General features: G+C 63.0%; 25 protein-coding genes and 1 tRNA gene. 8 read left to right on the forward strand and 18 right to left on the reverse strand.

Features of this window, described 5'->3' with window-relative positions; all coding sequences use genetic code 11:
- Window positions 1–516 precede the first annotated feature (516 nt).
- From V6K60_RS04615 to cfbA, 15 genes are all read right to left on the reverse strand, one after another.
- A complete protein-coding gene (locus V6K60_RS04615) occupies window positions 517–3,387 on the reverse strand; it encodes a hypothetical protein (protein ID WP_332449339.1) in 2,871 nt (956 codons plus the stop codon).
- Window positions 3,384–3,725, reverse strand: a complete 342-nt coding sequence (locus tag V6K60_RS04620; RefSeq protein ID WP_332449340.1) for a hypothetical protein — start codon at window positions 3,723–3,725, stop codon at window positions 3,384–3,386. Before V6K60_RS04620 ends, V6K60_RS04615 begins: the two co-directional genes overlap by 4 nt.
- Window positions 3,722–3,889 carry a hypothetical protein gene (locus V6K60_RS04625; RefSeq protein WP_332449341.1) on the reverse strand — a complete coding sequence of 56 codons (168 nt, stop codon included), beginning with the start codon at window positions 3,887–3,889 and terminating at the stop codon, window positions 3,722–3,724. The genes V6K60_RS04620 and V6K60_RS04625 overlap by 4 nt, the downstream gene beginning before the upstream one ends.
- 472 nt (window positions 3,890–4,361) lie before the next feature.
- A complete protein-coding gene (locus tag V6K60_RS04630; RefSeq protein ID WP_332449342.1) occupies window positions 4,362–5,516 on the reverse strand; it encodes an ORC1-type DNA replication protein in 1,155 nt (384 codons plus the stop codon).
- Between the two features lie 163 nt (window positions 5,517–5,679).
- Complete coding sequence (locus tag V6K60_RS04635) at window positions 5,680–6,213, reverse strand: hypothetical protein (protein WP_332449343.1); 534 nt, start codon at window positions 6,211–6,213, stop codon at window positions 5,680–5,682.
- Entirely contained in the window at window positions 6,210–7,337 is a 1,128-nt protein-coding gene (locus tag V6K60_RS04640) for an IS256 family transposase (protein WP_332449344.1), read from the reverse strand. Before V6K60_RS04640 ends, V6K60_RS04635 begins: the two co-directional genes overlap by 4 nt.
- A 993-nt stretch (window positions 7,338–8,330) precedes the next feature.
- Window positions 8,331–8,585, reverse strand: coding sequence for a type II toxin-antitoxin system HicB family antitoxin (locus V6K60_RS04645; protein WP_332449345.1), 255 nt, complete (start codon window positions 8,583–8,585; stop codon window positions 8,331–8,333).
- Window positions 8,575–8,832, reverse strand: coding sequence for a type II toxin-antitoxin system HicA family toxin (locus V6K60_RS04650; protein WP_292489055.1), 258 nt, complete (start codon window positions 8,830–8,832; stop codon window positions 8,575–8,577). The genes V6K60_RS04645 and V6K60_RS04650 overlap by 11 nt, the downstream gene beginning before the upstream one ends.
- Entirely contained in the window at window positions 8,829–10,073 is a 1,245-nt protein-coding gene (locus tag V6K60_RS04655; RefSeq protein ID WP_332449346.1) for a site-specific integrase, read from the reverse strand. Before V6K60_RS04655 ends, V6K60_RS04650 begins: the two co-directional genes overlap by 4 nt.
- Window positions 10,074–10,136: 63 nt before the next feature.
- Window positions 10,137–10,209 (reverse strand) — tRNA-Glu (locus tag V6K60_RS04660).
- Window positions 10,210–10,319: 110 nt separating this feature from the next.
- Window positions 10,320–11,189, reverse strand: a complete 870-nt coding sequence (ilvE, locus tag V6K60_RS04665; protein WP_332449347.1) for a branched-chain-amino-acid transaminase — start codon at window positions 11,187–11,189, stop codon at window positions 10,320–10,322.
- 114 nt (window positions 11,190–11,303) lie between these two features.
- Entirely contained in the window at window positions 11,304–12,671 is a 1,368-nt protein-coding gene (gene cfbB / locus V6K60_RS04670; protein WP_332449348.1) for a Ni-sirohydrochlorin a,c-diamide synthase, read from the reverse strand.
- Window positions 12,668–13,732: a Ni-sirohydrochlorin a,c-diamide reductive cyclase catalytic subunit gene (cfbD, locus tag V6K60_RS04675; RefSeq protein ID WP_332449349.1), complete on the reverse strand. Its 1,065-nt coding sequence runs from the start codon at window positions 13,730–13,732 to the stop codon at window positions 12,668–12,670. The genes cfbB and cfbD overlap by 4 nt, the downstream gene beginning before the upstream one ends.
- Window positions 13,733–13,734: 2 nt before the next feature.
- The gene (gene cfbE / locus V6K60_RS04680) at window positions 13,735–14,886 is read right to left on the reverse strand and encodes a coenzyme F430 synthase (protein ID WP_332449350.1); all 1,152 of its coding nucleotides are present in this window, start codon (window positions 14,884–14,886) and stop codon (window positions 13,735–13,737) included.
- A 5-nt stretch (window positions 14,887–14,891) separates the two neighbouring features.
- Window positions 14,892–15,299, reverse strand: coding sequence for a sirohydrochlorin nickelochelatase (gene cfbA / locus V6K60_RS04685; protein ID WP_332449351.1), 408 nt, complete (start codon window positions 15,297–15,299; stop codon window positions 14,892–14,894).
- A 77-nt stretch (window positions 15,300–15,376) separates the two neighbouring features.
- Here cfbA and V6K60_RS04690 point away from each other — a divergent pair, with 77 nt between their 5' ends.
- The 8 genes from V6K60_RS04690 (at window position 15,377) to V6K60_RS04725 (ending at window position 20,418) form a co-directional block, all read left to right on the forward strand.
- Entirely contained in the window at window positions 15,377–15,874 is a 498-nt protein-coding gene (locus V6K60_RS04690; protein WP_332449352.1) for a Holliday junction resolvase, read from the forward strand.
- A complete protein-coding gene (locus V6K60_RS04695) occupies window positions 15,871–17,010 on the forward strand; it encodes a methanogenesis marker 9 domain-containing protein (RefSeq protein WP_332449353.1) in 1,140 nt (379 codons plus the stop codon). The genes V6K60_RS04690 and V6K60_RS04695 overlap by 4 nt, the downstream gene beginning before the upstream one ends.
- Window positions 16,997–17,803, forward strand: coding sequence for a triphosphoribosyl-dephospho-CoA synthase (locus tag V6K60_RS04700; RefSeq protein WP_332449354.1), 807 nt, complete (start codon window positions 16,997–16,999; stop codon window positions 17,801–17,803). The genes V6K60_RS04695 and V6K60_RS04700 overlap by 14 nt, the downstream gene beginning before the upstream one ends.
- Entirely contained in the window at window positions 17,791–18,360 is a 570-nt protein-coding gene (locus V6K60_RS04705) for a DUF447 domain-containing protein (RefSeq protein WP_332449382.1), read from the forward strand. Before V6K60_RS04700 ends, V6K60_RS04705 begins: the two co-directional genes overlap by 13 nt.
- A 146-nt stretch (window positions 18,361–18,506) precedes the next feature.
- On the forward strand, window positions 18,507–18,953 hold the full coding sequence (locus tag V6K60_RS04710; protein ID WP_332449355.1) for a fasciclin domain-containing protein: 447 nt from the start codon (window positions 18,507–18,509) through the stop codon (window positions 18,951–18,953).
- 39 nt (window positions 18,954–18,992) lie between these two features.
- Window positions 18,993–19,427, forward strand: coding sequence for a fasciclin domain-containing protein (locus V6K60_RS04715; protein WP_332449356.1), 435 nt, complete (start codon window positions 18,993–18,995; stop codon window positions 19,425–19,427).
- A 62-nt stretch (window positions 19,428–19,489) separates the two neighbouring features.
- Window positions 19,490–19,915: a fasciclin domain-containing protein gene (locus V6K60_RS04720; RefSeq protein WP_332449357.1), complete on the forward strand. Its 426-nt coding sequence runs from the start codon at window positions 19,490–19,492 to the stop codon at window positions 19,913–19,915.
- A gap of 77 nt (window positions 19,916–19,992) precedes the next feature.
- The gene (locus tag V6K60_RS04725; RefSeq protein WP_332449358.1) at window positions 19,993–20,418 is read left to right on the forward strand and encodes a fasciclin domain-containing protein; all 426 of its coding nucleotides are present in this window, start codon (window positions 19,993–19,995) and stop codon (window positions 20,416–20,418) included.
- On the opposite strand, the gene uvsE is transcribed toward V6K60_RS04725, so the two are convergent.
- From uvsE to V6K60_RS04740, 3 genes are read right to left on the reverse strand one after another with little or no spacing between them, the layout of a single operon-like run.
- Window positions 20,419–21,330 (reverse strand): UV DNA damage repair endonuclease UvsE, encoded by a 912-nt coding sequence (uvsE, locus tag V6K60_RS04730; protein ID WP_332449359.1) that lies wholly within the window; start codon window positions 21,328–21,330, stop codon window positions 20,419–20,421.
- Window positions 21,331–21,363: 33 nt separating this feature from the next.
- Window positions 21,364–22,257: an A/G-specific adenine glycosylase gene (locus V6K60_RS04735; protein ID WP_332449360.1), complete on the reverse strand. Its 894-nt coding sequence runs from the start codon at window positions 22,255–22,257 to the stop codon at window positions 21,364–21,366.
- The gene (locus tag V6K60_RS04740) at window positions 22,254–26,078 is read right to left on the reverse strand and encodes a bifunctional RecB family nuclease/DEAD/DEAH box helicase (protein WP_332449361.1); all 3,825 of its coding nucleotides are present in this window, start codon (window positions 26,076–26,078) and stop codon (window positions 22,254–22,256) included. Before V6K60_RS04740 ends, V6K60_RS04735 begins: the two co-directional genes overlap by 4 nt.
- Window positions 26,079–26,104 lie beyond the last annotated feature (26 nt).

Here is a 26,104-nt window from a genome sequence, read left to right on the forward strand (position 1 = left end):
TCGATTGCGCCGGAGGTATCGGAGAAGACCCGGTACCGCGATCTTCTCGATCTCGTCCATCGCGGCTTGCTGGAAGCAGTCGGTGCGAAAAAGGGTAGAAGATACGTTTTAGCCCGGCCACATCCCGGGAAAGCCTGATGTGTCGAAGTATACTCTGCAAGATAACGGACATTTATCGGACATTTATCGGACATATCGGACATCTTCTGTTTTTAGGGGTGTCCGATATCTGACGATCGGGGGTTCTCTCGTCGGGATTGAAACGCTACAAGATCCCCGCAGCCTCGTGGTGCTCGAACTCCGGACCCGCACCTCGCACCTGCGGTGCTCGAACTCTGTTCCTGATGGAACGTCGTTCTTCGGTGCTCCTGCTCCGTTCGCACCTGACGGTGCTCATGTTCCGGGCCCGCACCTACGGTGCTCAAGCTCCCGCCCTACGGGCAGTCGCACCCTTCGGCCCGTCGCTACTCGAAAACCCGGAGGGTTTTCTCGAACTCCTGCCGTCCCGGCAGTCGTTCACCTCACCCCCACCCTCGCGTTCCCCTCCCGCACCAGCCGTGCGTAACACCCCTCGCAGATCTTCGCCTGCGCCTCTCGCGAGCGATAGACTGCCTTCCCCGTCCCGCATACGTCGCACCGGCCGAGCTCGACCTTCACCCGGGCAAATGTCCTGGGGTCAAGCACCCCCGACAGCGGCCGGACACCGTTTGCAGCAGTTGCACCCGTGCTGCAAAGGGGTGCGCAAACAGGAGCGCAAACACTCTTGGCGTGGGGAATCTTCGATACACTGTAATTTTTACGATTCGCCGTTAAATCAGCACGTTCGATCTTTTCATTTGCAGCAGATCTGAAAACACACGACACACTCCGGTTGTGCACGGGATCAAGATGATCTTCCAGTGGAACGGGATCAGGTGAACTGTGTGATCCGGATTTTGCTGCAAACGACCTCTGATCGCCGCGATCAATTTCTGCTGAAATCTCCTCGTTCGAGAAACAATCCTCTTCCTGCCCGTTATTAGCACTCTCGATCTCTTTGCAACTATGTTTGCGCTCCCCTTTGCAGCAGGGTTGTCGATGTTGCAAACCGTCGCCAGAAGGTGGTGGGGAGTCGTCCTCCCCCTCGCCCTCATCCTCCAGCCAGACCGCGAGCTCTGCCGTCCACTCCCGGTAGCGCTCGGCGTCGAACTGGAAGTGGGACTCGTGCCGGCGGACGGTCGTCCCGGTGCTCTCGTCGATGACCGTCGCGTCCACCACACCAATGGCAGGGCACTTCTCCAGCAACCCGCAGTAGACCGTTCCCCTCGTGGTGTAGCCCTGCAGGATCCGCCGGACCTGGTGATACGACAGCCCGGTCGCCTGCTGCAGCATCCGGACCGTGAACGTCTCCCACCCCATCCGGGCGATGGTGGCGAGTGCCGCCGCTTCGTTCCGGGTCATCTTCGAGTCCTGCCCGCCGCCTTCCTGGTTGATCGCGGCGTAGAGGCGTGCAGCCGCGTCGAAGTCCTGCCGGGCCGCCTCGATCCGGATCTCGTCGCCCGTCTCTTTCCCCTCCCGCTGCAGGAACCGGAGCGCCGCATGGCACTTGATCAGGTCAAAGAGCATCGCGGGATTTCGGCGGTTCGCGACGTTTGAGAACTGGATCCTGCGGGCGAAGGGGATCCGGACGAAGATCCGCTGCTGCTTCAGGACCGACCAGAGCGCCCGGCAGGTGAGAACATCCGGGTCGTCGCCTCTCCGGCAGGCGCCGGCCTCCGTCTCCTTGAGGTGCTCGAGTACGCGCCGGTCCCGCTCGGCCGAGTCGTCGATCCAGACCGTGAGCATCCGGTTCATCACCTGGTCGTCGCCGGGGTTCTCGACCTTGGCGAGCCACCAGACGCACCGCTCGGGGATCGAGCAGACCCGGAGCTGCCGGTCGGCCGTGACGGTCCGGTGCTCGATTGGTTCGTGGAAGGACGAGGTGGCCGACTTGAGGACCTCCTGCAGGTCGTCCGAGAGCGATGTGTCGTCAAAGAGGATCACCGTCCCCGGCCGGAGGTCGTCGGCGTAGTAGAGCGCCTTGTTCGAGACAGTGCCGGTCATCCTGTGGGACTCCGGGATGAGGTTGAGCATCGTCGTGCAGGCGTGGCTCTTCCCCTTCCCGGAGTTGCCGGAGATCGAGACGTGCAGCCCCTTCGTATTCGCCACCGACTGCGAGGCGACGGACATCGCGAGGCACTCCGCGACGGTCCGGTCGCCGACGTGGGCTTTGTTGAAGGTGTCGAGGAGGAAGGCGAGCGGGTCGCCGGCCTTGAGGATCTCGACGGCACGCGCCTGGTGCTCGTCCTCGATGAGAACGGGAGGAGGGAGCGGCGGCACCTCGGCCTTCTTCGCCGGGGTCCGGGCCCGCTTCGGCTCGTACATCCCCCGGAGTTCCGGCCAGCGCTGGGCGCCCCCGCCGCAACTCTGGTGGTGGCAGCCGGCGAAGACGGCACCGTTCGCAAACTGGATCGCGAACGCCCCGTCCCTGTGAGCCGAGGAGAACGGGCACTCGTCGAGGACGTAGAGGGTCCCTCCCTGGTAGGGCCTCGTGCTCCGGACCGCGATGTTGTGGTCGAGGAGCCAGGCGGCGAGGTCGATGCCGGGGCCGTTGCCGTTCGTCTTCTTCCGTTCAGGGGGCTCTTCCCGTGGGAGGAGCCCGGCGAGGTGCTGCAGATACTCCCGGGGCACCATGCGGATGTCGTCCGGCACGGCGAGGACCTTCGCCCGCCGGTGCGGGCGCTCCGGGGTGTTGTCGCCCTTCCGCGAGAGCGTGCCGTAGAGTTTCCAGATCCGGGCGGCGTTGTGGTTCGCGGTGTCGACGGTGACGGCCTCGTTGGAGAAGAGGGCGTCGAGGGTGGTGAGGCAGCCTTTCACAAGCGCGGTGGCCGCATCGTCGTTTTCGAGGTCCACCCGGTAGAGGAGGTGGGCGCCGTTCCCGGAGTCAGCCCGGACGGGCGCGGGGAAGCCCTGCTCCGTGAGGTAGGTTGCGATCCGCTCCGCAGCGGCGAGTGCCGCGTCGTGCTCCTCATCCGTCGACGAGACGCCGCTCGGCCGGACCGGGTCGATGTCGACCGGGAACCAGCGCCGGCGGAGGATGTCGGCATCGGCGGTCGTCGCGTCTTTCCGGGAGAGCCGCATCTTGATCCGGTTCGCCCGGCGGGCGAGGAGGGCCGGGTTCACGGTGTTTAAAGTCACGTAAATCCCGGCGACCGCCGGATCGGCGTCGAGGGCCTCGACGGCCCGGGCGAGCGCCTCGTGGTCGTCGAAGTAGCCGGAGTGGGTGACGCCGTCGGCGAGCGCCCGGACCTCGACCACGCTGCCGGTGGCGGCGAGCACGTTCACCGCGCTTCTGATCTCGTCCATCATGCGGTCACCCCCGGCACCAGGGGGAAGAGGGGAGCGGAGATGGCCTCCCCGCGGGCGACCCGCTGGAAACTGATGAGCGGGATGATGTAGGAGCCGACACGGGTATGGAGCATCACCGCCTTGCCCGAGGCGTTCATCGCCGCGTGTCCCTCGATGGAGATCTCGCTGACCAGGATCCCGCCCGGGGTCGTCCGCGAGCGGTCCTCGCAGATCGGGATCACCCTGCCGTAGAAGAGCAGGTTCCTGAGGTCCTCAGGCTCGATCCGGTACTTCTCGGCGTCAACGGAGATGTGGAGCGCCCCGCCGGTGCCGTGGGAGAGGGTCCCCGGCTCAGTCATGGCCGGCCGCCTCCGGTAATGGTCGTGACTGTGTAGAAGTGGCAGCCGGTTCGGACAATGTGGATCTCCCGGATCGCCCTGCCGTGCCGGCCGACCTCGGTTGCCACCACCTGCGAGATGAGGTAGAGCGGGACCGGGTTCGGTGTGCAGCCTTCCCGACTCATAGCGGGCACGCTCCCGGGGTGGGCATCCTTATATCGTTGCAGTGCCGAGTACCATTGGCGGCCCGGTGCACCCTGGTGCTGTGAACATTTGGTTGTGCCTGGCTGCCGCCGCAGATTTCTTCGTGTTCTCTTCTCGATTCTACCAGGGTCCAGATGCCCTCGCGGATCATCAGTCTCCCGATGCCCCGGTACAGCGGATACTGCTTCTCGAAGGCGTCGACATCGTCCTGGGTTACTGGTCGTGGTTGTCGTTTCATGCGTAACCTCTCTGCTACAGTTCGCGGTGCACCGGCGCTCTCCGAGGAAAGCACTCGGCGTGCACCGCTTGATTCAGCGTGAGAGTACGCGGCTTAAAAACGTGTTGTGCGTAGGGTGATGGTGAAAAGAGGCGTTATTTAACCGTTACTTTATCGGAAAACGGGAATTTGGCCGGAAGGGGGATGGATCCGGCATTCCTCGATACGAAGGGGCATTATGCCGCGCTGGTTTTCCCGATCTTTTCGCAGGCGGCGAGCACCTGATCGGGGGCGAAGCGGAGCAGGATCTCCCGGGTCCGCCCCCGGTCGGTGCGGAGCGGCAGGTCGACGAGACCCGCCTCCTCGAGCCGTTTCAACCGTGTCCGGTAGGTCGTCGCTCCGTTCGGGATATACTCCTGCGTCGCCTCGAAGACCGCTCCCGACGTCATGGTCACATCGGTCTTCTGCACCATCTCCGCGATCCGGTAGAGCAGGGCACGCTCGCCCTCGTTGAGGTCCGCGGCCCGCTTCTGCAGGGTGGGCGTGATGATCGTTCGGGAGGCATCCATCACGTCTTTTCGCGTGACGGTCCGGCGCCCGGCGCCCTCCGCGTTCTCGGCGGCCATCCGGACGAGGTCAATCCCGACCCGGATGTCCTGCTCCTTTGCGGTGAGGTCCGCGATGAGGTTCGCGCTCGCCTTCGGCACCACGTTCGGGTACAGCCCCTGCCGGATCCGGTCGCCGAGGATCTCCTGGATCTCCGACTTTGCGTACGGCGAGAAGAAGACCTCGGTCGGGTGGAAGACCGACCGGACACGCTCGTCGACCGCGGTGTAGAGGTTCAGGCGGAGGTCGCTGGAGATGGCGAAGACGCCGGGCTTCCTGACATCCCACGCCTCGTAGAGGCGAAGGATCCGGTAGAGGAGGTCGTTGAGCTGCCGGGCTTCGTGCAAGTAATTGGCGTCGTCCAGGCAGACAAGCAGCGCGGCCTCCCGCTCGCCGAGGCGTTTGGCCGCCACCCGCACGACCTCGTCGAGGTGCTTGCCGGTCGCCGGGGGCGCGTAGCCGACGACCGCCTCAAAGATGCACGCGAAGACGGCGAACGGCGTCCGGTGCTGCTTGCAGTTGATGTAGACCGGGGCGATCTGCTGCGTTGTCTCCTCGATTTCGGCAAACAGCCGGCGAACAGTGGTGGTCTTCCCCGTTCGCGGCGGGCCGCGGAGGATCGCGCTCCTCGGACTGCCGCTCCGGAGGGCCGGCCGGGCGAGGAGGGCGAGTTCGCGGATCTGGGCGTCGCGGTGGTGGAGCTCGTCGGGCATGTAGGTGAACTCGAAGACCTCGTGGTCCCGGAAGAGCGTCTGGTCGTAGCGAAGGGTTTCTCTCTGCCTCATAGGTAAGCGATCAGGAAACGGGGGCATAAGAACTCACGCCGCGGGCGGGGTGAAAGTGAAGAGATCAAAGATCTTCACTGAAGGAGGAATTCGCCCCTTGACAGAAAATGATCGAGTCAGAGCGATGAAACCTCTCAAAAATAAGAAGTGAATTGAAAAAGATTCACTCCTTCTTGATTTCTTGGATATTATAAAGAATATCAAAAAATTCGAAAATGCAGTTTAGGGCATAATCCTGTAAGAAGTCCTCAAAATAATTTAAATTTTCAGTACGGGTTACAGATTCAAAGTTAAGAGAAATGTAGTCTGAAAAAGTTTCATCGAAAAAAGTGATATTTGAGAAAACAACTGTTCTTACATCATTAAGATCCATCTCTTGAATCTCACCGATGAATTGCCGTTTCTTCTGATTTAAGTATAATAGGTAATTTTCTTTTACTACCTCTCTTTCTTCCTCAGATAGTTGATATTCTGCATAATGATCAATATTTTTGAAGATACTGATAGGATCTCTTGTGGCAGGGGAGAGGAGGTTGTATACCACCAGGTCGGGATAACGCCGTCGGCTTCCCTTTGTGATTACTTTCTTGTATTTTTCCATGTATTTTTGCGAAATATCCTCATTGTTCTCCAAAAAATTTGGTAACGTCTCAGATTTTCTGTAATTTGCCTGCGCCCTGTCTCCTTGCCTGATCATTCCTTCTCCAGAGTCAAATATCTTCTGCCGGTGACCCATTCCTCGTTGATGTCCATCAGGATGGATCCGACCAGCCGGAGGAGGGATTCTTCGTTGGGGAACGCTCCTATGACCTTAGTTCTTCGTTTGAGTTCCTTATTGACCCGCTCCATCATATTCGTCGTTCTGAGCCGTTTCCAGTGCTGTTTTGGGAATGCCGTGTAACTCATAAGTCCGGGGAGGAATCGTTCGATGGTGTTGGCAGCTTTCCGGTATCCCCGAGTGTTCAGGTCATCGGCGAGATCCTGGAGTCTCTGCTCACTCCCATACGCCTCCTTCAGCCCCTCTGCAACTTCTTTCTGGTGTTTCCGGGGAATATTCCTCAGCACCGCCCGGGTACAGTGGACTTCACACATCTGCCAGGATGCGCCGAGGAAGGCGGCTTCAGCCGCCTTCTGGATGCCCGTATGCCCATCCGAGACGACCAGTTGAACCCCGGCAAGTCCTCGTTCTTTGAGGTCCTCGAACAACCCCGACCAGAACGCTTCGTTCTCACAATCCGTGATTCTTGCGCCCAGGATCTCCCGATACCCATCGTCCCGCACTCCAGCGACCACGAGGACCGCTTTGGTGACGTACCGTGCGCCATCCCGGATTTTGTAGTAGGAGGCATCCACGAAGAGGTACGGGGTTGCCTGCTCAATCGGCCGCAGGAGGAATGCCTGCACCTGATCGTCGAGGTCCTTGGCCATCCGGGAGACTGAAGCCGGGGAGAGGTGGTCGATTCCCAGATGGGCAACGATCTCCTGGACTCTCCTCGTCGAGACCCCCTGAAGGTAGGACTCGACGATGGCGTTTACGAGAGCTTTCTCCACCCGGGCATAGCGCCCAAAGACCTGCGTCTCGAACGGGAACTCCCGAAACTGGGGTTTCCGGAGGATCGTCTCTCCGTATCGGGTCTTGAGGGATCGGTCCTTGTAGCCGTTCCGATGCGCTTTGCGTGCATCGGTTCGTTCATAGGGGGTGGCCCCCGCCTGCTGGAGAGCCTCTTGGAGCATCGCCTGATTGAGGAACCAGGTGATGAGCCTCTTCATGCCAGTTTCCTGATCGGAAAGATAATCTTCGATAAAAGCTAAGGAATCCATGGCCCTGTTTCTCCTTTGTGCAAATCTAGGTTGGATCCAGGGCCAATTCAATTTTACAGAAGATTCGTTACGTTACCAAAAATTTCTCACTTTTTTTGCAAGCTCACTATTATTGGAGTTTTCTTCAAGGAACTCAATAAAGTCCCACGGAGAAATCCCTTTCAGACAATTCTTTAGATATTTATTGACTGAATTCTGAATTTTTTGAACTACCGTTTCTTTATAATTAGGTATATACAGTTGGAAAAAGCCTGCCATAATGCCAATTAGTGTTATTAGAGCGACAAAATTATTGAAATTAAAATCCTGTGGCAATGATATCCAACCAAAGCTAAACGGGATGAAATAGAAGATGAAAAATAGCGAGCTCCAAAAGAGAGTTAAAACGAAAAGATCATTAAGGACGTTAAAGAAGAACAATCTTTGAAAAATGAGATAGTTATTGATTCTGCCTAGATTTGGACATGAATTATACTGTTCGATTTGTTCATCTGCTGTTTTCTCTCTTTTCTTCTCACGTTTTACTATGGTATCCTTAAAATCTAAAAATAAACTGGTTTTTATGATTGCGAGCGACGCAACAATTCCTAGAACATAGAGGGGAATCGAAAAAAATCCGATTAAGGAGGAGATATGGAAGAAATAGTTAAAAAGAAAAATCATTACCAGATTTGCGCTGAGAAAGCTCAAGAATGGTGTATACGATGCGAATGACTTTACTCTCTCATCGCGGACAAAATTACGCATTCTCATATCTTGAGGGATGAATGCTTTGAGGGTATTAGAGAAAAGGGACATGAAGAAACCTCTGCTTGTAATTTAGCTGGATTTCGATCCTGATTAACTTTACCAGAAGCCTTGTACAAATCTTAGTGTTGCATCCTTGTTTATCATCAGATTGTGGAGAAAGGTTTTCTCAGGAGATGATCAAGACAAATCCGTTGCTTGCAACATGAAAATAGAAAGATTCGAAAGTATGAATAGGTAATTAATTCACGCCATCTGCTCGCGAGCAACGCCCTTCCCGGCAAGGATATCCCGGAGGTGCTCCCGGCCGCTCGGCTCCGGGATCTCTCGTCCCTCTTGCCGGGCGGTGTCGAGCCAGAGGCCGATAGCCACCTTCACTTCGGAGAGCGCCTCCTCTTCGGTCTCGCCGAACGCGGAGCAGCCGGCAAGCTCCGGGACGACGGCGATAAACCCCTCGTCCTCGTCGCTGTAGAAGATCTCGATTGCGTATTTATGCGGCATCTTCGTCCTCCAACAGAGTATAGTGTTCAATGATCTTAAGAAGTTGTCTTACCTGGTACGGTTTTGCTTTACCCTTCACGTCCTGGAAATTGAGGATCTCAGGGATCCCGTCCCGCACGTAAACGGTGTGGCTGCCCTTCCCGCCCTTCCGGTGAAACCCGAAGGCCTCCGCCGCATGGCAGAGGTCTTCGAAACGCACGTTCTTCGGGTTGTGCTTCAGGTGTTCGTATGTCTCGCGCCGGTTCATGGGGCGCACCCTTGCAGTTCACCACGCTTGATCTTCTCCTCGATCAACTCGTTCAACAGTTTCCGCACGAGTTCCGGGTTATCGAGCACGTCCTTGCCCATCGCCTCCTGCACATCCTCCCTGTCGCCGGTGAACGACCTGCCGCAGGTGGTGCAGTAGTTCGCACGCGGTGCGTTGATGGTCTTGCAATCGGGGCACTGCACCGGTTCGAGGTACCGCTCCTCCGCTTCGTCTTGCTGGATGAGGCCGTACTTCCCGAGAACTTCTCTGTCGATGTCCTGGCCGGTGAGGTGGGCGTAGGTGGCGAACATATCGGTGTTGAGGTTCCCCCACATCATCAGCTTGATGACCGACTCCTTCATCCCCTGGTTGATGAGGTGCGTGATCCGCGAGTGCCGGAAGATGTGCGGGGTAATCCTCTTGATGATGCCTGCCCGCGTTGCGATTTTATGAAACTGCTGATAGACAGTGGCATGCTGAAGCGGCTTTTTCCGGTAGGTAATGAAGACCAGGGCGTCGCCGGCGGGTTCGAAGGGATAGTCGTTCCTCCAGGTCGCGAGGTACGGCGTGGCCATGACCAGCCGGACGTAGCGCTGAGTGTGGCATTTCGTGTCTTCGATGGAGACCACTATCCCGTAGGCGTCGAACTGCACGCGCTGCCAGGTGAGCCGGCCGAGTTCGCCGATGCGGCACCCGGACTCGTAAAGGAGTGCAATGATCGCCCGGTCGCGTGAGGACTGGCAGGCCCGCAGGAGCGCTTCGATCTCTTCCGGCGTGAGCATCTGATCCGGGAGTTTGGTGCAGCGATCTATCCGTGGCGGTCTGATCTTCCGGACCTTCTTTTCCGAAACGTCCGAGTATCCGTTCTCGATCAGCCAGAGATAGAACCGTTTGAGAAACATGACGTAGTCGTGCAGGGTGTTCTGCTTGAATGGCCTGCCACGCTGGTTTTTAGCTTCCTTGATGGTTGCTATGGCCGAGAAGAGATCGCCGGTTGTTGCGGTCCGGTATGGCCCGAGGTAGAGGCGCCAGTTGATCAGGTGCGATACGATCTTGTTCACCCTGATCAGGGTAATCCCCCGCGATGCCTGGAGTTCGGTCACGAACTCGTTGATGAGGTCGGCGTCGTCGCGAGTGAGGAGGCCCCTGGTCAGGGCTTTCCGGACGGCCGTGCTGGCATAGGTTTTGTCGACGTAATGGAACTCTCTGTCTGTTTGGGTTGGTGCTGTGAACGCTCCCATGCAAGGGAGGTCGGAGCGAGGGTATAAAAACATTTGGCGACAGATTTGAGCCTGAAAACAAGATGCTGCTAAGGGGATTCGAACCCCTGTCGTCGGCGTGAAAGGCCGACATGATTGGCCTCTACACTATAGCAGCATGCACAGTGTGCCATACAACTTCGATGCCGCAAGATAAAAAAGTTGCGCCGGGAAAAGGGCCGGCCGCCCGGAGATGGACTCCCATCCCCGGAGAACCCGAAGACCCCTTCACCCGTAGATCGGGGACCCTTCCTTCTGGGTGACGGCCTTGTAGGCCGCCATCAACTGCCGGGTGATGGGGCCGGGCTTGCCGTTCCCGATGACCCGGCCGTCGATCTCGCGAATCGGGCCGATCTCCGCCGCAGTCCCCGTGACGAAGACCTCGTCGGCCGAATAGAGGTCGAAGTAGCCGAGGTTCCGCTCGACGACCGTGAGCCCCATCGAGGCCGCGAGCTCCAGCGTGACCAGGCGGGTGACGCCGCGCAGGTTGTTCAACGTCGGTGGGGTGATGAGGACACCGTTCTTGACGACGAAGATGTTGTCCCCGGAGCCCTCCGAGACGTTGCCGTGGATGTCGAAGAAGATCGCCTCGTCCATGCCGTGGTAGTTCGCCTCGATCTTGGCGAGGATGTTATTGAGATAGTTCAGACTCTTGACGTTCGGGGGCATCGACTCCGCGGGGGTCCGCCTGACCGAGACACAGAGCGCCCGGAGACCCTTCTCGTAGAGGTCGCCGTACATCGCGCCCCACGAGACGGCGATGACGATGACGGTCGGCTTCGCGCACTTCCGGGGGTCGAGGCCGAGGTCGCCCTTACCGCGGGTGACGATCGGGCGGATGTAGGCGTCCGTTAAGTTGTTCTTCCGGAGCGTCCCCTTGATCGCCTCGGCGAACTCCTCCTTCGTGATCGGGACGGCAAGGTCGATCGTCTTTGCCGAGTCGTAGAGCCGTGCAAGATGCTCGTCAAGACGGAAGACCCTTCCGTTGTAGGCGCGTATCCCCTCGAAAACGCCGTCGCCGTAGAGGAGCCCGTGGTCGAAGACCGAGACCTTCGCCTCCTCTTCGGGGACGTATTTGCCGTCAAGGTAAATGATCATGGAATCAGTGTGGTATCGGTAAGTTAGTATGTTTTGTGCTTCGTGCTCCCGGTAGGGGCCAGCAACGGCACGGAGTGCCGCAACGACCGATAAAAAGGTACTGCGGGGGATCTCTTAACTCCGGCAGCAGTCGACGAAGTGGGCGAGCATTCCCCTGCTCGTCACCGGGTGGAGGTGGGTGTAACTCGCGATGGTCCGGTCCCGGACTGCACCGTCGAGCCCGTCCCGGATCCCGCTCCCCCGGGTCAGCCGGTAGGCGTAGCGGGTCTCCGGCGCGAGGCTGACGCTGCTGTAGTGAAACTCGTGCCCCCGAAACGCCGAAGGACCCATAGGACTTTCCGCCGCACTCGTCCCCACGACGTAGCCGAGCATCCTCCGGGCCGGCATCCGGGTCTCGCCGGGAAAGACCCCGGCGAGGTCGTAGGCCCGCTTCCCTTCCGCGTCCATGAACCCCGGAGCAAGGACCATCCGGTCGGTGAGGTAGATCAGCCCCCCGCACTCCGCGTAGATCGGCACCCCGTTCCGGGAGACCTCGCAGAGTCCCTCCCGCATCGCGGTGTTCGCCTCGAGTTCGGGGCCGAAGAGTTCCGGGTAACCGCCGCCGAGGATGTAGCCGTCGGCCTCCGGGAGCCGGTCGTGGACCGGGGAGAACGGGACCACCTCCGCCCCGCACGACGCGAGGACGTCGAAGAGGTCGGCGTAGTAGAAGTTGAAGGCCTCGTCGAGCGCGACGCCGACCCGGACGTCCGGGTCGCGGGCCGCGTAGACCCCGCCCGCTTCTCCCGGCGGCTCTCCCTCCCGGGCGAGCGCGAGGAGTCCGTCGAGGTCGACGTGCTCGCCGATCATCCGCTTCACCGTCTCGATCCGGTCGAGGAACTCCCCGTGCCCCTGCCCTTCCCGGTAGGGGACGAGGCCCAGGTGGCGCATGGCAAGTTCCATCTCCGGCGTCCGGGGGATGGTGCCGATGACGGGAATACCGCAGTAGTGCTCGATTGCCCGGACCGCCTTCTCCTGGTGGCGGGTCCCGGTGACGTTGTTTAAGATCACTCCCTGGATATCGACGTCCGGGTCGAATGCCTGGAAGCCCTTCACGATCGCCGCGGCGCTCCGGGTGATGCTCCGGGCGTTGATGACCAGCACCACAGGGAGGTCGAGTTGCTTTGCGATCGCGGCCGTGCTCCCGAGGTCGGTCAGCGCCTCCGCGCCCTCAAAGAGCCCCCGGACTCCCTCGACGACGGCGATATCCGCCCCCCGGCAGCCGTGGGCATAGACCGCCCGGACCTCCTCCGGGCTCATCACGTAGCCGTCCAGGTTCCGGCAGGGCCTCCCCGTCACTCCGGTGAGGTAGGAGGGGTCGATGTAGTCCATCCCGACCTTGAAGGTCTGGACCGTCCGGTCGGCCGAGAGGAGGGCCGAGAGCGCCAGGGTGACGCTCGTCTTCCCGCTCCCGGAACGGTCGCCGGCGATGAGGAAGGACTTCATCGCATGCTCCGGAGGACCGCCCCGAACTCGCTCTCGACGATATCCCGGACCCCGAGGGTCTTCGGGTGCAGGTCGATCTCGACCATGACGTGCCGGTGCCCCATCTCCCGGAGCGGCGCCACCTGCCGGGGACCGTTCGTGACCGAGAAGACCTCGATGCCTTCCGTGTACTCCGGCGGGACGGCGTGCGGCACCCCGACGATGAGGGCGAAGTCGGGGTCGATCTCCCGGATCCGCTCCCCGATCGCGGTCCCGTTCGCCCCGTACTCGTCGAGCGCCCCGAGGAGTTCGGGGTCGACTCCCTTCTCCCGCATCCCGGCGAGGATCCGGTCGGTGTCCGCCCGGACCTTCGGGAGCCCCCGGTCCTCGAGGTTTGCGATGTAGGTGATGGCGGCGTCCGGGCAGGCGTCGTGGAGGCCGATGAGTTCGTCGGCGAACATATACGCGGTCTCTTTCTTCGCGTTCATGATTGCGACTCCTGTCGCGCCGGAGTCGGCGAGGTCGACGAGCCTTCTTGCCGCAACATGCTTGAGGTCCCCGCGCTCGGGCTCGATGTAGGTCCGTGACGCGGCTCCCCGGAGCCGCTCCACCTCGTTCGCCTTCGCTAAAAGGTAGCGCTGCCGCTCCAGTTCGTCGGCGCTGATCCAGCCCGCGGCCGCGGCGGGCTCGAGCGTCGCGAGCACCCCGTCGATGTTCTCGCGGAACCCGGCGTGGATGTCCACGGCGATCGCGGGCGTCGCGACCCCCGCATCGTGGATCGCGGACTGGAGGTCCTCCCCGATGATCATCGAAACACACGTCCCGACGACCGCCATCCGGCGGGGTGCGAACTCCTTCTCCGCGTGGCGGAGCACCCGCATCAGCGGGTCGTGCCCGCCGAAGATGAACTCGTTGTCGGCAAGCGACGTCGTCAGGACCCGCATGCCGTCCTCCTCGAGGAGGCGGGCGTGCTTGAACGAGCAGCCGGACGGGCCGTGGAGGATCGCCACGTCCACCCCCAGGTCGCGGGCGGTATAGAGCGCCGCGACGATTGAACTCGGTCTTGGTTGAATGTAATCCATGGTCATCTCCACGTCTTCACGGCGAGGACGATCGCCCCCGAGGGCGTGATCCTCCGGGCGGCATCGAGCCCCGCCTCAAGCGTCGGGGCGGCCTGCCCCTCCCCGACGTAGACGGTCGCCGTCGGGTTGACGGCCGCAACCGTCCGCCGGATCTCATCGGCCGAGAACCCTTCGCAGACCGCCCGTGCCTCCTCGCCGATGACGAGGGTCAGGGTGCCGCCGCCCGAGAGTTCCCGCGCGTAACGGGCGGCTTCAATCGTGGTCGCCCGGTTCGTCCCGCTGTTTGCGTTGTCGAGGACCAGGAGGCCGCCCTCCCGGCGGGCCGCCATCCGGCCGTCCAGGGCGGAGAACCGCTCAAGGGGCGCGGGATCGATCCCGAGGACGCAGGCCGTTGCCGCTGCAAGCGCGAGGGGGGTGCGGTAGCCCGCAAGGGTCGAGAGCGGGTTTGTGAACCCGGCCCTCCTCGCCCCGGCATACCGGCAGACCTCCCCCTTGAAGGATACCAGATCCCCGGCCCTGACCCCGCTGGCGAGGTCGATTTCGTCCGGGAGGACGACCGTCCGCGCCCGCGAGAGGAGCCGGCACTTCTCGGCGATCGCGCTCTTCTTCCCTGCCGCGACCGGGTAGTCCTCCGGCGAGGTAAGGACCGCGACATCCCCGGCGCCGGTGACGCCGAGCGACTCCTCCGCGACCAGCCAGCCCCCGAGCCGTTCGGCTTCGCGGACTGCCGGGATGAGGGAGGCGGGGGTGATGCTCTTCTTCCAGAGGACCTCCCGCTCCGGGTAGCGGTAGGTCCCGGTCGATGTGTGCAGGATGCCCGGGCCCGGCAGCAGCGCCGCGAGGGCGTGGGCGGTGGTGGTCTTCCCCCGGGCGCCGGTGATCTCGACGAACGGGTGCGGCAGCCGGTCGCCGAGGACTTGCTGCACCATCTCGTGGTGCGAGACCGCGGGCCCGTGCCGCCGGAGGAGAGGGTGGTCCGGGTCGAGGTGGACCGGCGCGGTGACGAGGTCGTAGGTGCGGACGAGCGCCTCCTCGACCGGGATGCCGGCCCGCCCACGGTAGACGTCCACCTCGTCCGTCTCGTGGCCGGCGTCGCGGAGTGCCGCGGCGAGGTCCGCCCCGCCGTGGATGGTGTCGAGCACCAGGACCCGCATACGTCTCAAGGCTTCAGTTCGGCGATCGCGTCGGAGGCGTTCTTGAGCATCAGTTCGGCGAGCAGCGGGTCGCTGCCGATAGGGTTTGCATAGACGAGCGGCACCGTCTTCCCGTTCAGCCGGAACTCGCCTTTTCGGGCTCCTGCCGGGAGGCCGAGGATCTCGGGGATGTCCTGCTCGATGTGGACGCCTCGCGCGAGGAAGAGCGGGACGACGACCAGCATATCGATATCCTCGCCCCGGAACGCCTCGAGCTGCTCTTCTACCGTCGGGGTGTTCAGGCTCATGAAGCCGGGTTTGACGAGGTAGTCGTCGGTCTTTTTGGTGATGAGGTTTGCCGTGGTCTCGATCAGTTCCTTATTGTAGGGAAGTTTGCTCCCATGGCCTACCAGTAACATTCCAGTTCTACCCATATATTACAAGGTAATACGAGTGACTATTAAAATAATTACCGATTGTTTTTATGGGTCCGATCCCAAACCTCTTACCAATGGCAAACTTCGAACGGGAGATCACTTCCTGCATCAACCGGTTCTTCGCTCACCGGAAGACACAGGGGTTCGCCTACCGGCTCAAGCAGAGCAAATTCAATACCCAGTACGTCGATGTCCTGGTCGATTCTCTCGATCCCCGCTACTACCTGGCCATCGAGTGCAAGTCGATATCCGGCAAGAAGATTTATTTCTCCCAGCACTTCCACTTCGACAAAAACCACGTCCACCAGGTCGACTCGATCACCGACTTCATCAGGAGGACCGGCCGCCGCGGGTTCCTTGCCGTCGAGTTCCGGTTCGGTGCAGGGAGGGCAAAGGAGGCATACCTCATGCCCTGGGAGACCCTGCTCGGCTACTACGGGGGCGTGCCCGGCATCTCGATCGACGACTTCCGGCTCTGCTGCACGCTTGCCCGGTCCGGCGAGGAGTATGACCTCCCGGGGCTTGACACAAATGAATATCCTCTCGCATCACCAACAGGTAGAGAAGTATGATGGAAGCTTATGATCGTTTTGAACTCCTCATAAACGATCGGGTCGTAAGAACACCGATAGCGATCGCGTCCATGGCCGGGATCGTGGATGCGGCCTACGTGCTTGAGCGTGCGGCTCATGTCGGGGCCGCCTTCATCGGTGGCTACTCCATCGACGGCCCCACCCTTGACGCAAGCCGGCAGATGGCAGAGGAGGGCCGGAAAGAGTTTGTATACGACGATCCCGTAACGGCGCTCTCGCGGGAGATCGATGCCCTGAAGCAGAGCGACGTCGTGACCGGCATCAATCTCCGCGGGAGCACCCCGGCCGCCTACGCGGAGATCGCCCGTGCGTTTGAGGACCGCGTGGTCTACGAGATCGACGCTCACTGCCGGCAGCAGCCGATGATCGAGGCCGGGTGCGGCGAGCATCTCCTCCGTCACCCGGGCGACCTCATCGCGATCGTCCGCGCCCTGAAAGCGGAGGGCGCGACCGTCTCGGTGAAGGTCCGGGCCGGTGTCGCGGAGAACGATGCGGGACTCGCCCGCGCCGTCTGGAAGGCGGGGGCGGACATCATCCATGTGGACCTGATGGACTTCGGGCACAACAAGGTCCGCCAGATCAGGAACGCCTCACCCATGATGCTGATAGCAAACAACTCCATCACCACGTTTGAAAAAGCGATGGACGTCTTCTCGCACGGGGCGGACCTCGTCTCGCTTGCCCGGAAGTCCGATCCCTGGACGCTTGCCGGCCTCGATGCCGCCATCACCCGGGCTGCCGAAGAAGGCGGGTGGTACAACGCCCCGAAGCAGATCTGCCGCGGCGGCGACATCCGGGGGCTCGCCTTCTGCTGCATGCCGGTGAAGACCTGCCCGCTCCTCCCGACCCTTGAGAAGATCGGGCTCTCGCGGAACGAGTACCTGAAACTCAAACAGGAGGCGGCGAAGGGGACGGCGCTTGACGACGGGAAGAGCACCTGTTTCGGGAGCCTCGCCTGGTGTTGCAAGAGCAGTACGCCCTGCATGTTCCGGAACATGACGCTCGAGAATAAGGGCCTCTCGGCACGGGAGTACATGCGGTGCAAGCACCACCTCTCCGACAGGATCGTCCAGAGGATCTTCGATGCAGAAGAGTCCACCGATGAGTCGAGCTGAACGGGCACAGATGGCGATGATGCTCGAGGTCTCGGCCTACCCGAAACCCGGGAACGTGGACCGCTGCCACGACTACGCCGATACCCGTCTCGAGCACTTCCTGGCCTCGACGATCCTGGTGCGGCCGGTCTTCGATGCAGCCGAGAGGAACGGCGGTCGGGTCGGGAGGCTTATCCGGGAGGCGGTTCTCGCGACGAACAACCATTCCGGGGGAAACACCCATTTCGGGGCGTTCATCCTCCTCTTCCCGCTCGTCCTCGGGGGGGATATCGAGGGGGCGAAGGCTGTCGTCGCCGGGACCGATCTCGAGGACGCAATCGATTTTTATGCCGCGTTCGGCCTTACCGAGGTCCGGATGGGGAAGAGCGACGACCTGGACGTGAACGACCCGGCATCGGTCGACGCGATCCGGGAGCGGGGGATGACGCTTCTCGACATCATGGCCTACTCGGCGGACCGGGACATGGTCGCCCGGGAGTGGACGAACGGATTTCGCCTGACGCGCCGGTGCGCGGACCTCCTCCATGCGCACGGTCCGGGCCGGCAGGCGATCGTCGCCTCTTTCCTTGACCTCCTCGCGTCCGTGCCGGACACCTTCATCGCGAAGAAGCACGGGATGGAGGTCGCGGAGAAGACGATGCGGTGCGCGGCCGGGGTGCGTGCCGGGGACCGCGACCTCGCCGCCTTCGACGCGGAGTGTATCGAGGCCGGGATCAACCCGGGCTCGATCGCCGATATCATCATCGCCGGGATCTACGTGGCGCTCGGGGAGGGATGGCAGTGGGACTCCTGACCGAGGGGATCAACGAGGTGATCGCGACCAGCGACAGCAACGCCGCCCCCATCGGGATCATCAACCGGAGCGGCGCCCTGCACATGGTCCTCTTCCGGGGGAGCCACACGGCGAGGAACGTCGCCCGCGACCGTTGGGTGGTGGCAAACTTCGTCTTCGACCCCGTGCTCTACGTCCGGACCGCGTTTGAGGACCTGCCCGAGGACGCCTTCGTCCGGGAGGAGATCGACGGGATGGTCGTCTCCCGTCTCCGCGACGTGGAGGCCTGGGCCGCGTTCGCCGCGGAGGTGGAGCGGTCGAGCGACGAGGCGATCATCGTCCGGCTCGTCCCCGTCTACGAAGAGGTGCTCGATATCCGCCTGCACCCGGTGAACCGGGGCTTTGCGAGCATCGTGGACGCGACGGTCCATGCCACCCGGTTCGTCAAAAACCGCGACCCCTGGCTCGGGAAGTTGATCGAGCACCATGCCGGCCTTGCCCGGAAGTGCGGCGGCCCGCGGGAGTGGGAGGCGCTCGCCCTCCTCGAGCAGTTTGTCGCCGACCTGACTCGCGAGTGACCGTCACGTGCCCCGGGGGCGGGGAGAGACCTCGCCACCCGGCCCGGAACGGAGAGATAAAGCCCTCTCATTTTAATATTGTTCTGAATATAATAATCCATATATACGATAACATACCACGCAGGGCCCGATAGAGGTTACCTGGTATGGCGAAGATCTTTGATACCCTGAAGAATGACGGGCGGTTCAGCCGGCTCGTCGATATCATCCAGACCCTCGGCGAGGAGACGTCGCTGCAGGGTGAGGGGCCGATGACGTTCTTTGCACCGGTCGACTCGGCATGGGACAGTATCCCTGAGCCGAACCGGGCGATGATCTTGAACGACAAGCAGATGCTCTCGCATCTCATCGACTTCTTCACGATCGGGGGGCACAGGTGCACGCTTGATGCGCTGCTCGGAAAGAACGTCATAGAGACCGTCGAAGGGAACCTCATCATGGTCAGGAAGACCGACCGGGGCACGCAGGTGGATGAGGCCGTCGTGCTCGAGGGGAACATCGAGGCGGAGAACGGTATCATCCACGTCCTTGACGGCGTCCCCTTCGTGACGCTCTCGCAGGCCTTCGAGGCCTACTCAGCAACGAGCGAATGAGCCGATCGCGACCATACAGAGCCGGGTGGAGACCGACGCATGAAGAGCATATTTGAGACGGCACGGGAAGACGGCCGGTTGAGCACCTCCGTCCGGATGGTGGAGGTCGGCGGAGCGACGGAGACCCTCCAGGGAGCGGGTGAGTACACGGCTTTCTTCCCGACGGACGAGGCATACTCGGCGTTCCCCGGGGAGGTGCTCGACGCCATCATGGGCGACCGGGAGAGGCTTGCCGGTATGATCCGGTATCATGTTGTCCGGGGCAAACTCACCGTGCACGACCTCGTAGAACACGAGGCGATCGAGACCCTGCAGGGCGATTTTCTGGATATCACGGGGCCTGAGGTCGCATTGCGGTTGAACGACGCCACGGTGATCCAGTCCGATGTCTGGTGCACAAACGGCATCTACCACGTCATCGACCGGGTGCTCCTGCCGCGGGCGGTCGAGGCACGGGTCAGACGGGTGGTCTGAACCGGCCCATCCGCACTATTATATACCCTCGCCCCTCCATCTCCCGCCGGAAGGTGGTCCCGATGAAGAGCATCCTTGCAACCCTGGAGGAGTCCGGGTCATTTGCCGTCTTTCTCGACCTGATACAGGCAGCCGGCATGGAAGAGTTGTTGAGCACCGGAGGGCCGTATACCCTCTTTGTCCCGGACGACGACGCGCTCGGGGTGGTGCCCCGGTCGGAACTCAACGCGATCCGGGAGGACGCCGACCGGCTCGCCGGCGTCCTGAACTACCATATCGTGCCCGGGGTGCATTCCATGATCGACCTCCTCGGCATCCGGACCCTCCGGTCGCTCCTGGGGGAAGACCTGGCCGTGGAGATCGCGGCGGAAGGGGTGCTGGTCAACAACGTCCCGGTGGTGGAGTGCGACGCCTGGTGCACGAACGGGATCTGCCACGCGGTCTACACCCTGCTCCTGCCGCCCGTCGCGAGACCTGTTACGGTCTGAGTAAAGACGGCCGGACACACCCCCGGGAGAACGTATAAATATCCCCGAGCATGAGTAGGCCGGGTGGAGAGAGCATTGTGAAGAGCATCATCGAAACCCTGGAGGACTCCGAGAACCTGAGCGTATTCCTCGACCTGATCATGATTGCGGGGATGGAGCCGATGCTCCGCGAGCGGGGGCCGTTCACGGTCTTCGTCCCGACGGACGAGGCATTTTCACGGGTCTCAAAGGAGCGGATGGACGAACTCCGGCAGGACGCGGACAAACTCCTCCTGATCATGAGTTATCATGTCGTGCCGGACCTGCTGACCTCAGAGGACCTCCGGTCCGTCGCCGCCGTCAGGTCGAGCCTGGGGACGGACCTCATCATACGGTCGTCTGACCGGGGCATCACGGTCAACAGCGTCCCGATCGTCGAGGCAGATGCGTTCTGCACGAACGGGATCTGCCATGCCATCGCCTCGGCGCTCGTCCCGCCGACGATCGAGGTCGTCGCGCCCTGATCAGCCGTTGCGCTCAATTTGCCGGAAAAACCGCCCGTCGCGGCGGGCAATCTCGACGGCAGAAAGAGCGCTCTTCTCTTTGTCCTTGATCTCGAGCATGATGTCCATCTCCGTCGGTGCGGTCCGGTTGAGAAACTCTCTGAAATCGGCACCATCGAGGCTCTCTGCGTGCCTGCCCCTCCGCCCGCCGGGCATCGGGGAACTGTAGTCGACCATCAGGACCCCGTCGCGGGGCCGCCAGGTCGCCCCGGCCTCTTTTACCGCTTCGGCCACCCCTGCGCCCGAGGGGTTGACCCTGTGGTGGAAGACGTCGAAGAGCACGGGGATGCCGGTCTCGTCGTGGATGCGGAGGCAGTCGGCAAGGGTGTAGCGTGAGTCGTCGTTCTCGACGACCAGACGGCGGAGGATGCTCTCGTCGAGACGGGCGTACTCGCGGCAGAACCTCTCGATGCCCGCCTCCTTATCACCGTAGACGCCGCCGATGTGGATCTGCACCTTTGCCGTCGCATCGAGGTGCAGGGTGTCGAGGACCGCGGCATGGTACTGGAGTTCCGCAGTGCTCCGCTCGACAATCTCCGGGTCTTTTGCGTTGAGGACGATAAACTGGTCGGGGTGCATGGAGATCCGCATCCCGTGGCCGGTGATGAACCGGCCGAGTGCCTCAAACTCCCCGGCAAATGCCTCTTTCCATCCGGCGGTGGCGACCGGATGCGACCCGAAGGGGACGAGGTCGGAGGTGATCCGGAAGAAGAGCAGTTCCCGCGCGAGGTTGAAGTTGAGGATTGCGCCAAGGCAGCGGAGGTTCTCCCCGACGGTCTCTATCAGCCGCTCGTCGGAGTAGGAGGCAAGCCGGAACGTGCGGCCGCTGGAGCACCCGATGCTCCGGTTGATGCACGGGTAGCCGATCTTCATCTCATCAAGGGTGGTGCTTGCCGGGCTTCAACCTTACCGGCAGGTGTAGGTGCCTTCGTCCTCGGCGACGAACCCTTCCCGCGCGAGGTCGCCGAGGATCCTCCTCACCCGTCCGGGCTCCTCGCAGAGCTGGAGGACCACCTCTTCTTCCGTGACCCTGCCCTCCTCGAGGACGAGCGCGAGTATCCTTCCCCTGACCTGCCGGTCGGATCCCTCGAACCTGCTCTGCCGGGTATACGACGCGCTTCGCCGGTTCGGGTTCGTCGTCCGTTTCTTCAAGACCGTGCCGTAGTCCATCAGGGCGCTGTACCACTCCCGCGGGTTCTCGCGGTAAAGGGCCCGCTCCACGAGCACCAGGACCTCGTCGTCCCTGACGCCCTCACGGTCCTGGAAGAAGAAGTGGATGAAGATCCGCCGGATGTTCGTCTCGATGTAGACGACCGGCATGTTGAAGGCGTAAGCGCAGATGGCCGCCGCGGTCGCCTTCCCGATCCCGGGGAAGGTCGCGAGCGCCTCGACGTCGGCGGGGAGGTGGCCGCCGTACTCCTCGACGACCCTTTGCGCGGCGGACTGGAGCGCGATGGCCCGGCGGTTGTAGCCCAGGCCCTGCCAGGCGAGGAGCACCTCGCTCCTCGGCGCACGTCCAAGGCTCTCGAAGTCGGGGAACCGCTCGAGGAACTCAGCATACTTCACGGCGACCCGCTCGACCTGCGTCTGCTGGAGCATGATCTCCGAGACCAGGATCCGGTAGGGGTCGGTGGTCTGCCGCCAGGGGAGGTCGCGGCCGTGGGCACGGTAGTGCGCGAGGATGAGGTCCCGGAAGAGGCGGAGGGCTTCCGGGGTGGGCCCGTGCTCGCGGGTCTCTTCGAGAATGCGCCGTTCGAGGTCGTTCTGGTCGGGGTCGAGGCTGCCGATCACACCCATCATTCGGCCGGGCGGGGGATATAGGTTGGGCCCGGTGGCTGCCAGAGCGCTCGCGTCACCGTGAGCCGGACGCCTTCCTCTCCGTCGAGGTCAAACGTCCGCTCTTCGCCGTGGGTCCGGCAGAACTCCTGGAGGTCGAGCATATGCCGGAGCCCCGCCGCCGCCCGCTCGTCCTGCACCAGGTCGAGCGGGGGCTCGAGGAGCGGCCGGGGGAGGAAGACGATGCATTTTGCCCGGCTCCGGGTCAGCGAGACGTTCAGGCGGTTTTTGCTGTAGATGAACCCGGCCTCGGCGAGCGCGGTCTCGACGTCGCTCACGCCGTAGCTGATGATGACCGCCTCCGCCTCCTGGCCCTGCATCTTGTCGACGGTGTCGACGAACGGCGGGGATGCCCACTCCCGCTCGCGCGAGAGCGAGTCGAGGATGGCACCGATCTGGGCGTGGTGCGGGCTGACGATGAAGAGCCCGCGCTGCCAGAACGGGTAGTCCCCCTCCCCTGCCGGGTACGGCTCGCCCGTCCCGGGGTCGATGAGCCGCTCCCGGAGCGCTCCGGCGAGCCGGGCAACCAGTTCCGCCTCCACCCGGTTCTCCACCGTCGTCCGGACCCCCTCGAGGACGCAGAGGACCAGGGGATATCCGGGGTCGAGGGCCCATTCGGCCCACTCCTCCACCGGTGAGCCCGGTGCGAGACAGATCCGCTGCCGCCCGACAGCCTCGGTCGCGGGGGCGTAGCCGGTGCCGTAGAGCGTCTCCGCCGGGAACCGCGAGAGTGTGCGGTTCATCCGCCAGTTCTCCTGGAGCTGGCAGGTGTAGACCGGGCGGGCGGGGTCGTCGCGGTGCCGGAGATAGGCGAAGATGGAGTCCTCAAGCCCCGGGAGGCCGTCCTCCGGGGCGGGGTACTCCCCCTTGAGGACCGGGGGAAGTTGGAGGTCGTCGCCCGCGAGGACGAGCCTCCCGCCCTGCCCGAGCATCGAAAGGACCATCGCGAGTTCGGCCGGCCGCATCTGCGACGCTTCGTCGACGACCAGGAGGTCGAGCGACGGGAGGGACTTCTCGAGTTTTGCGAAACTGTGGACCGTCCCGCCGAGGAGGAGGGACGGGTAGCCGACGACGCTGTCGGCCCGGTCGTGGGGGAGGACCTCGAGGCACCGTTCGCCCCCGGGCGTCCGGAGACTTTTCAGTTTATAGATGGGAAGGCCTGTGGTAAGGTCGAACGCATCGACGGAGCCCTGGACCTTGACGAGCAGGTTCTCGATCGCGGCATGGGTGAAGGCCGCAACCCCCACCCGGACCCGCTCCCCGTGCGCCCGCCGTGCCCTGACGAGCGAGAGGATGGCGTTCGCGAGAAAGTGCGTCTTCCCGGTCCCGGGCGGGCCCCAGACCAGGGTCAGGCGGTTCGTCATCACCTGGTGAAACGCCCGGACCTGGCTCTTCGTGAACCCGGCCTCAAGGGCGAGCCGTTCTGCATCGGCGACGACCCCCTCCGGTTCGGCGACCGGGGCGGCGAACCCCTGCGGGTCGCGGAGGAGGCGGATGAACGTGTTATCGGCCTCTTCGTCCAGGGCAAGGAGGCGGTCGACGTAGCGCGGTGCAAGGAAGTCGGTGAACCGGGGGAGCAGCATCGCACGGTCGCCCTCGGCGAAGGGGGCGCGGTCCCGGCCGCAGGTCGTCTCGAGGGCGAGCCCTCTGACCTGCCCGGCCTTCCGGTCGACGATGGTATCCCGGACCATGGCGAAAGAGACCCCGCTCGCCCCGGGGTTCAGGCTGCTCCGGTAGCGCAGGTCGTCAAACGCGAGCCCGGCTTCGCGGCCCGCATCGTCGTCCGTGACCAGGAGGTAGCTGAACGCCTGCGACTGCTCGAAGAGCGCGAGGTCCAGGGGGGTGAGGACCTTCCAGAAGTTCCCGACGCTCTTCTGGAGGGGAATACCGGCGCCGTCGCGGACCTGCACCTCCCGCGGCCTGCTCCGGACCTCCTGCGCCTGCCGGGCTCCCAGGGTCGATTCGTACTCCGCGATGAAGAGGAGGCGCGAGACCTCCGGTGTCCTGGCATCCCACGGCGACGGGAACCGGAAGCGCTCCGCCCACCGAACGAGCCTGCCCTTCACCCGTTCGCGGAGCCCGTCAAGCACGCTTCCCGTTGCGAGCAGGCGGCGCGAGACCTCCTGCCGGACCCAGTCGGCGGCCTCCTCCCTCGCCCCGTGCCACGCCATGATGATGGCGTCGCTCTTCATGGCGTTGCTCTGTTCGTTCCAGAAGAGGCTATTCGGGTTGAGGTGGTAGTCAAACCGCGATGACGGGATCGCCGCGAGGACCTCCGGCAGGCGGAGGGTGAACGGGACCGGAAGCGCGAGCAGCCGCCGGACCTCCCGGGTGATGACGACGAGCGGGAACGGGACCGGGGTCGACGGGTGGCTGGACCCGAGGGCGATCCCGGGGTCCTGGTAGTAGAACCGCAGCCGGAGCGCGTCCTCCGCCGCCCCGGGGTCGTCGAGCGCCGTATCGAGGAGCCGGGTGAAGAGTTCCGCCTCGTAGGTGTCGTAGACGTAGGTCTGCACCGAGACCTGGCCTGCCCAATCCCGGCCCTGGTTGTAGTCATGGGCGGCCGCAAGTTCTGCGGCGAGCGCCCGGAGGAACTCCCGCTGCACCCGGGTGCAGTCGTCCGGGGTCCGGGCGACGAAGACGGCCTCGTGCGAGGGCGTCCCGTAGACCGCTCCGCCCCTGCTCCGGCGGAACCCGAGGGCGTATATCCGGCCGGAGACCGGGTCCTTCTGGAGCGTGAGGACGAGCTCGATATCCTCGAAGATTGGGAGGGCGAGCGATGTCGCGGAGAGGGGGATGACCTCGCCCGTCCTGAGCGCCCGGAGAGTCGCCCGCAGGCGGTCGCCCTGGCCCGAAAGCGACCCGCAGTCGTCGAGGTGGCGGTCGCTTGCCGGGTCTTCGAGGAACCGCTCGAGGTCGGGAAGCGTCTCGATGGAGCGGCCGCCGCTCCACGGGGCCTCCCGGAGGTAGCGTCGCCCGGCGGTGGAGAGGCCCGGGACCTGCGATACGGAGTCGGTCATCTCCGCTTCGCTCCGGCAGTGGGGATAGAACTCGCAGGACTCGCACCGGGCGGTGAGGTGCCAGGGGACGTCTCTCGCCGGTCCGGCCAGGATCCCCGGGAGGCGGTGGCGGAAGAAGTCCTCGATCACCCGTCTGTTGAGGTGCAGGCTGAAGGGTTCCGGCTCGTCCGCCCCGGAGAGCCAGATCCCCGCCTGCGAGAGGTTGACCGGGCGGTTGATCCCGAGGAGGACGAGGGCGTGGTCGAGGATCAGGGCGTAGAGCGTCGCCTGGATCCGGTGGCTGACGCTGAGGTCTTCGCTTGCCTTGATGTCGATGACCGAGAGGGCCGGCTCCCCGTCGCTCCCCTCCCTGAACCGGATCAGGTCGGGGCGGCAGGGGGAGAACCGGTGCAGGTCCGGGTCGAGGCCGTAGTTCCGGAGAAAGTGGACCGAGACTGGGATGGTGGTCTGGTAGATCGCCTCCCCCGGGGCGAGGCGGGGGAGGAGGTTGAAACTCTCCTCGATGGAGAACGACCTCCCGGAGAGCGGCCCCGTTCCGCCGGGGACCCGGACGCGACCCGCGAGTTTTGTCCGGACCACCTCCTCCTCCCACCGGATGCCCGCCTCGAGGAGGGCCTGCGTGACCGGGCTCCTGTCGGGTGCGACCGCCGGGATGCCGGCTGCTTCCCGCTCCTGCTCGGGAGTCGCGTGGTAGCGGAGGTAGCGCTCGCAGTCGTGGTAGAAGAACCAGCCGATGAGCGACGGGCTGAGGTTGAAGCGGGGCATGGAAGGAACCCGGGGAAAGCCCCCGT

Origin of the sequence: Methanoculleus sp. (assembly GCF_036677455.1) — an archaeon.
Classification (GTDB): domain Archaea; phylum Halobacteriota; class Methanomicrobia; order Methanomicrobiales; family Methanoculleaceae; genus Methanoculleus.

What these genes read in the sequence shown, in the direction of transcription:
- uvsE (WP_332449359.1), bottom strand. Translation starts at nt 21,330, where the DNA reads ATGAAGATCGGCTACCCGTGCATCAACCGGAGCATCGGGTGCTCCAGC.
- V6K60_RS04700 (WP_332449354.1), top strand. Translation starts at nt 16,997, where the DNA reads ATGAGTCGAGCTGAACGGGCACAGATGGCGATGATGCTCGAGGTCTCG.
- V6K60_RS04715 (WP_332449356.1), top strand. Translation starts at nt 18,993, where the DNA reads ATGAAGAGCATATTTGAGACGGCACGGGAAGACGGCCGGTTGAGCACC.
- V6K60_RS04615 (WP_332449339.1), bottom strand. Translation starts at nt 3,387, where the DNA reads ATGATGGACGAGATCAGAAGCGCGGTGAACGTGCTCGCCGCCACCGGC.
- V6K60_RS04635 (WP_332449343.1), bottom strand. Translation starts at nt 6,213, where the DNA reads ATGATCAGGCAAGGAGACAGGGCGCAGGCAAATTACAGAAAATCTGAG.
- V6K60_RS04695 (WP_332449353.1), top strand. Translation starts at nt 15,871, where the DNA reads ATGATGGAAGCTTATGATCGTTTTGAACTCCTCATAAACGATCGGGTC.
- V6K60_RS04645 (WP_332449345.1), bottom strand. Translation starts at nt 8,585, where the DNA reads ATGCCGCATAAATACGCAATCGAGATCTTCTACAGCGACGAGGACGAG.
- V6K60_RS04710 (WP_332449355.1), top strand. Translation starts at nt 18,507, where the DNA reads ATGGCGAAGATCTTTGATACCCTGAAGAATGACGGGCGGTTCAGCCGG.
- V6K60_RS04655 (WP_332449346.1), bottom strand. Translation starts at nt 10,073, where the DNA reads ATGGGAGCGTTCACAGCACCAACCCAAACAGACAGAGAGTTCCATTAC.
- cfbA (WP_332449351.1), bottom strand. Translation starts at nt 15,299, where the DNA reads ATGGGTAGAACTGGAATGTTACTGGTAGGCCATGGGAGCAAACTTCCC.
- cfbB (WP_332449348.1), bottom strand. Translation starts at nt 12,671, where the DNA reads ATGAAGTCCTTCCTCATCGCCGGCGACCGTTCCGGGAGCGGGAAGACG.
- V6K60_RS04720 (WP_332449357.1), top strand. Translation starts at nt 19,490, where the DNA reads ATGAAGAGCATCCTTGCAACCCTGGAGGAGTCCGGGTCATTTGCCGTC.
- cfbE (WP_332449350.1), bottom strand. Translation starts at nt 14,886, where the DNA reads ATGCGGGTCCTGGTGCTCGACACCATCCACGGCGGGGCGGACCTCGCC.
- V6K60_RS04650 (WP_292489055.1), bottom strand. Translation starts at nt 8,832, where the DNA reads ATGAACCGGCGCGAGACATACGAACACCTGAAGCACAACCCGAAGAAC.
- V6K60_RS04625 (WP_332449341.1), bottom strand. Translation starts at nt 3,889, where the DNA reads ATGAGTCGGGAAGGCTGCACACCGAACCCGGTCCCGCTCTACCTCATC.
- V6K60_RS04735 (WP_332449360.1), bottom strand. Translation starts at nt 22,257, where the DNA reads ATGATGGGTGTGATCGGCAGCCTCGACCCCGACCAGAACGACCTCGAA.
- V6K60_RS04630 (WP_332449342.1), bottom strand. Translation starts at nt 5,516, where the DNA reads ATGAGGCAGAGAGAAACCCTTCGCTACGACCAGACGCTCTTCCGGGAC.
- V6K60_RS04640 (WP_332449344.1), bottom strand. Translation starts at nt 7,337, where the DNA reads ATGGATTCCTTAGCTTTTATCGAAGATTATCTTTCCGATCAGGAAACT.
- V6K60_RS04620 (WP_332449340.1), bottom strand. Translation starts at nt 3,725, where the DNA reads ATGACTGAGCCGGGGACCCTCTCCCACGGCACCGGCGGGGCGCTCCAC.
- ilvE (WP_332449347.1), bottom strand. Translation starts at nt 11,189, where the DNA reads ATGATCATTTACCTTGACGGCAAATACGTCCCCGAAGAGGAGGCGAAG.
- cfbD (WP_332449349.1), bottom strand. Translation starts at nt 13,732, where the DNA reads ATGGATTACATTCAACCAAGACCGAGTTCAATCGTCGCGGCGCTCTAT.
- V6K60_RS04740 (WP_332449361.1), bottom strand. Translation starts at nt 26,078, where the DNA reads ATGCCCCGCTTCAACCTCAGCCCGTCGCTCATCGGCTGGTTCTTCTAC.
- V6K60_RS04690 (WP_332449352.1), top strand. Translation starts at nt 15,377, where the DNA reads ATGGCAAACTTCGAACGGGAGATCACTTCCTGCATCAACCGGTTCTTC.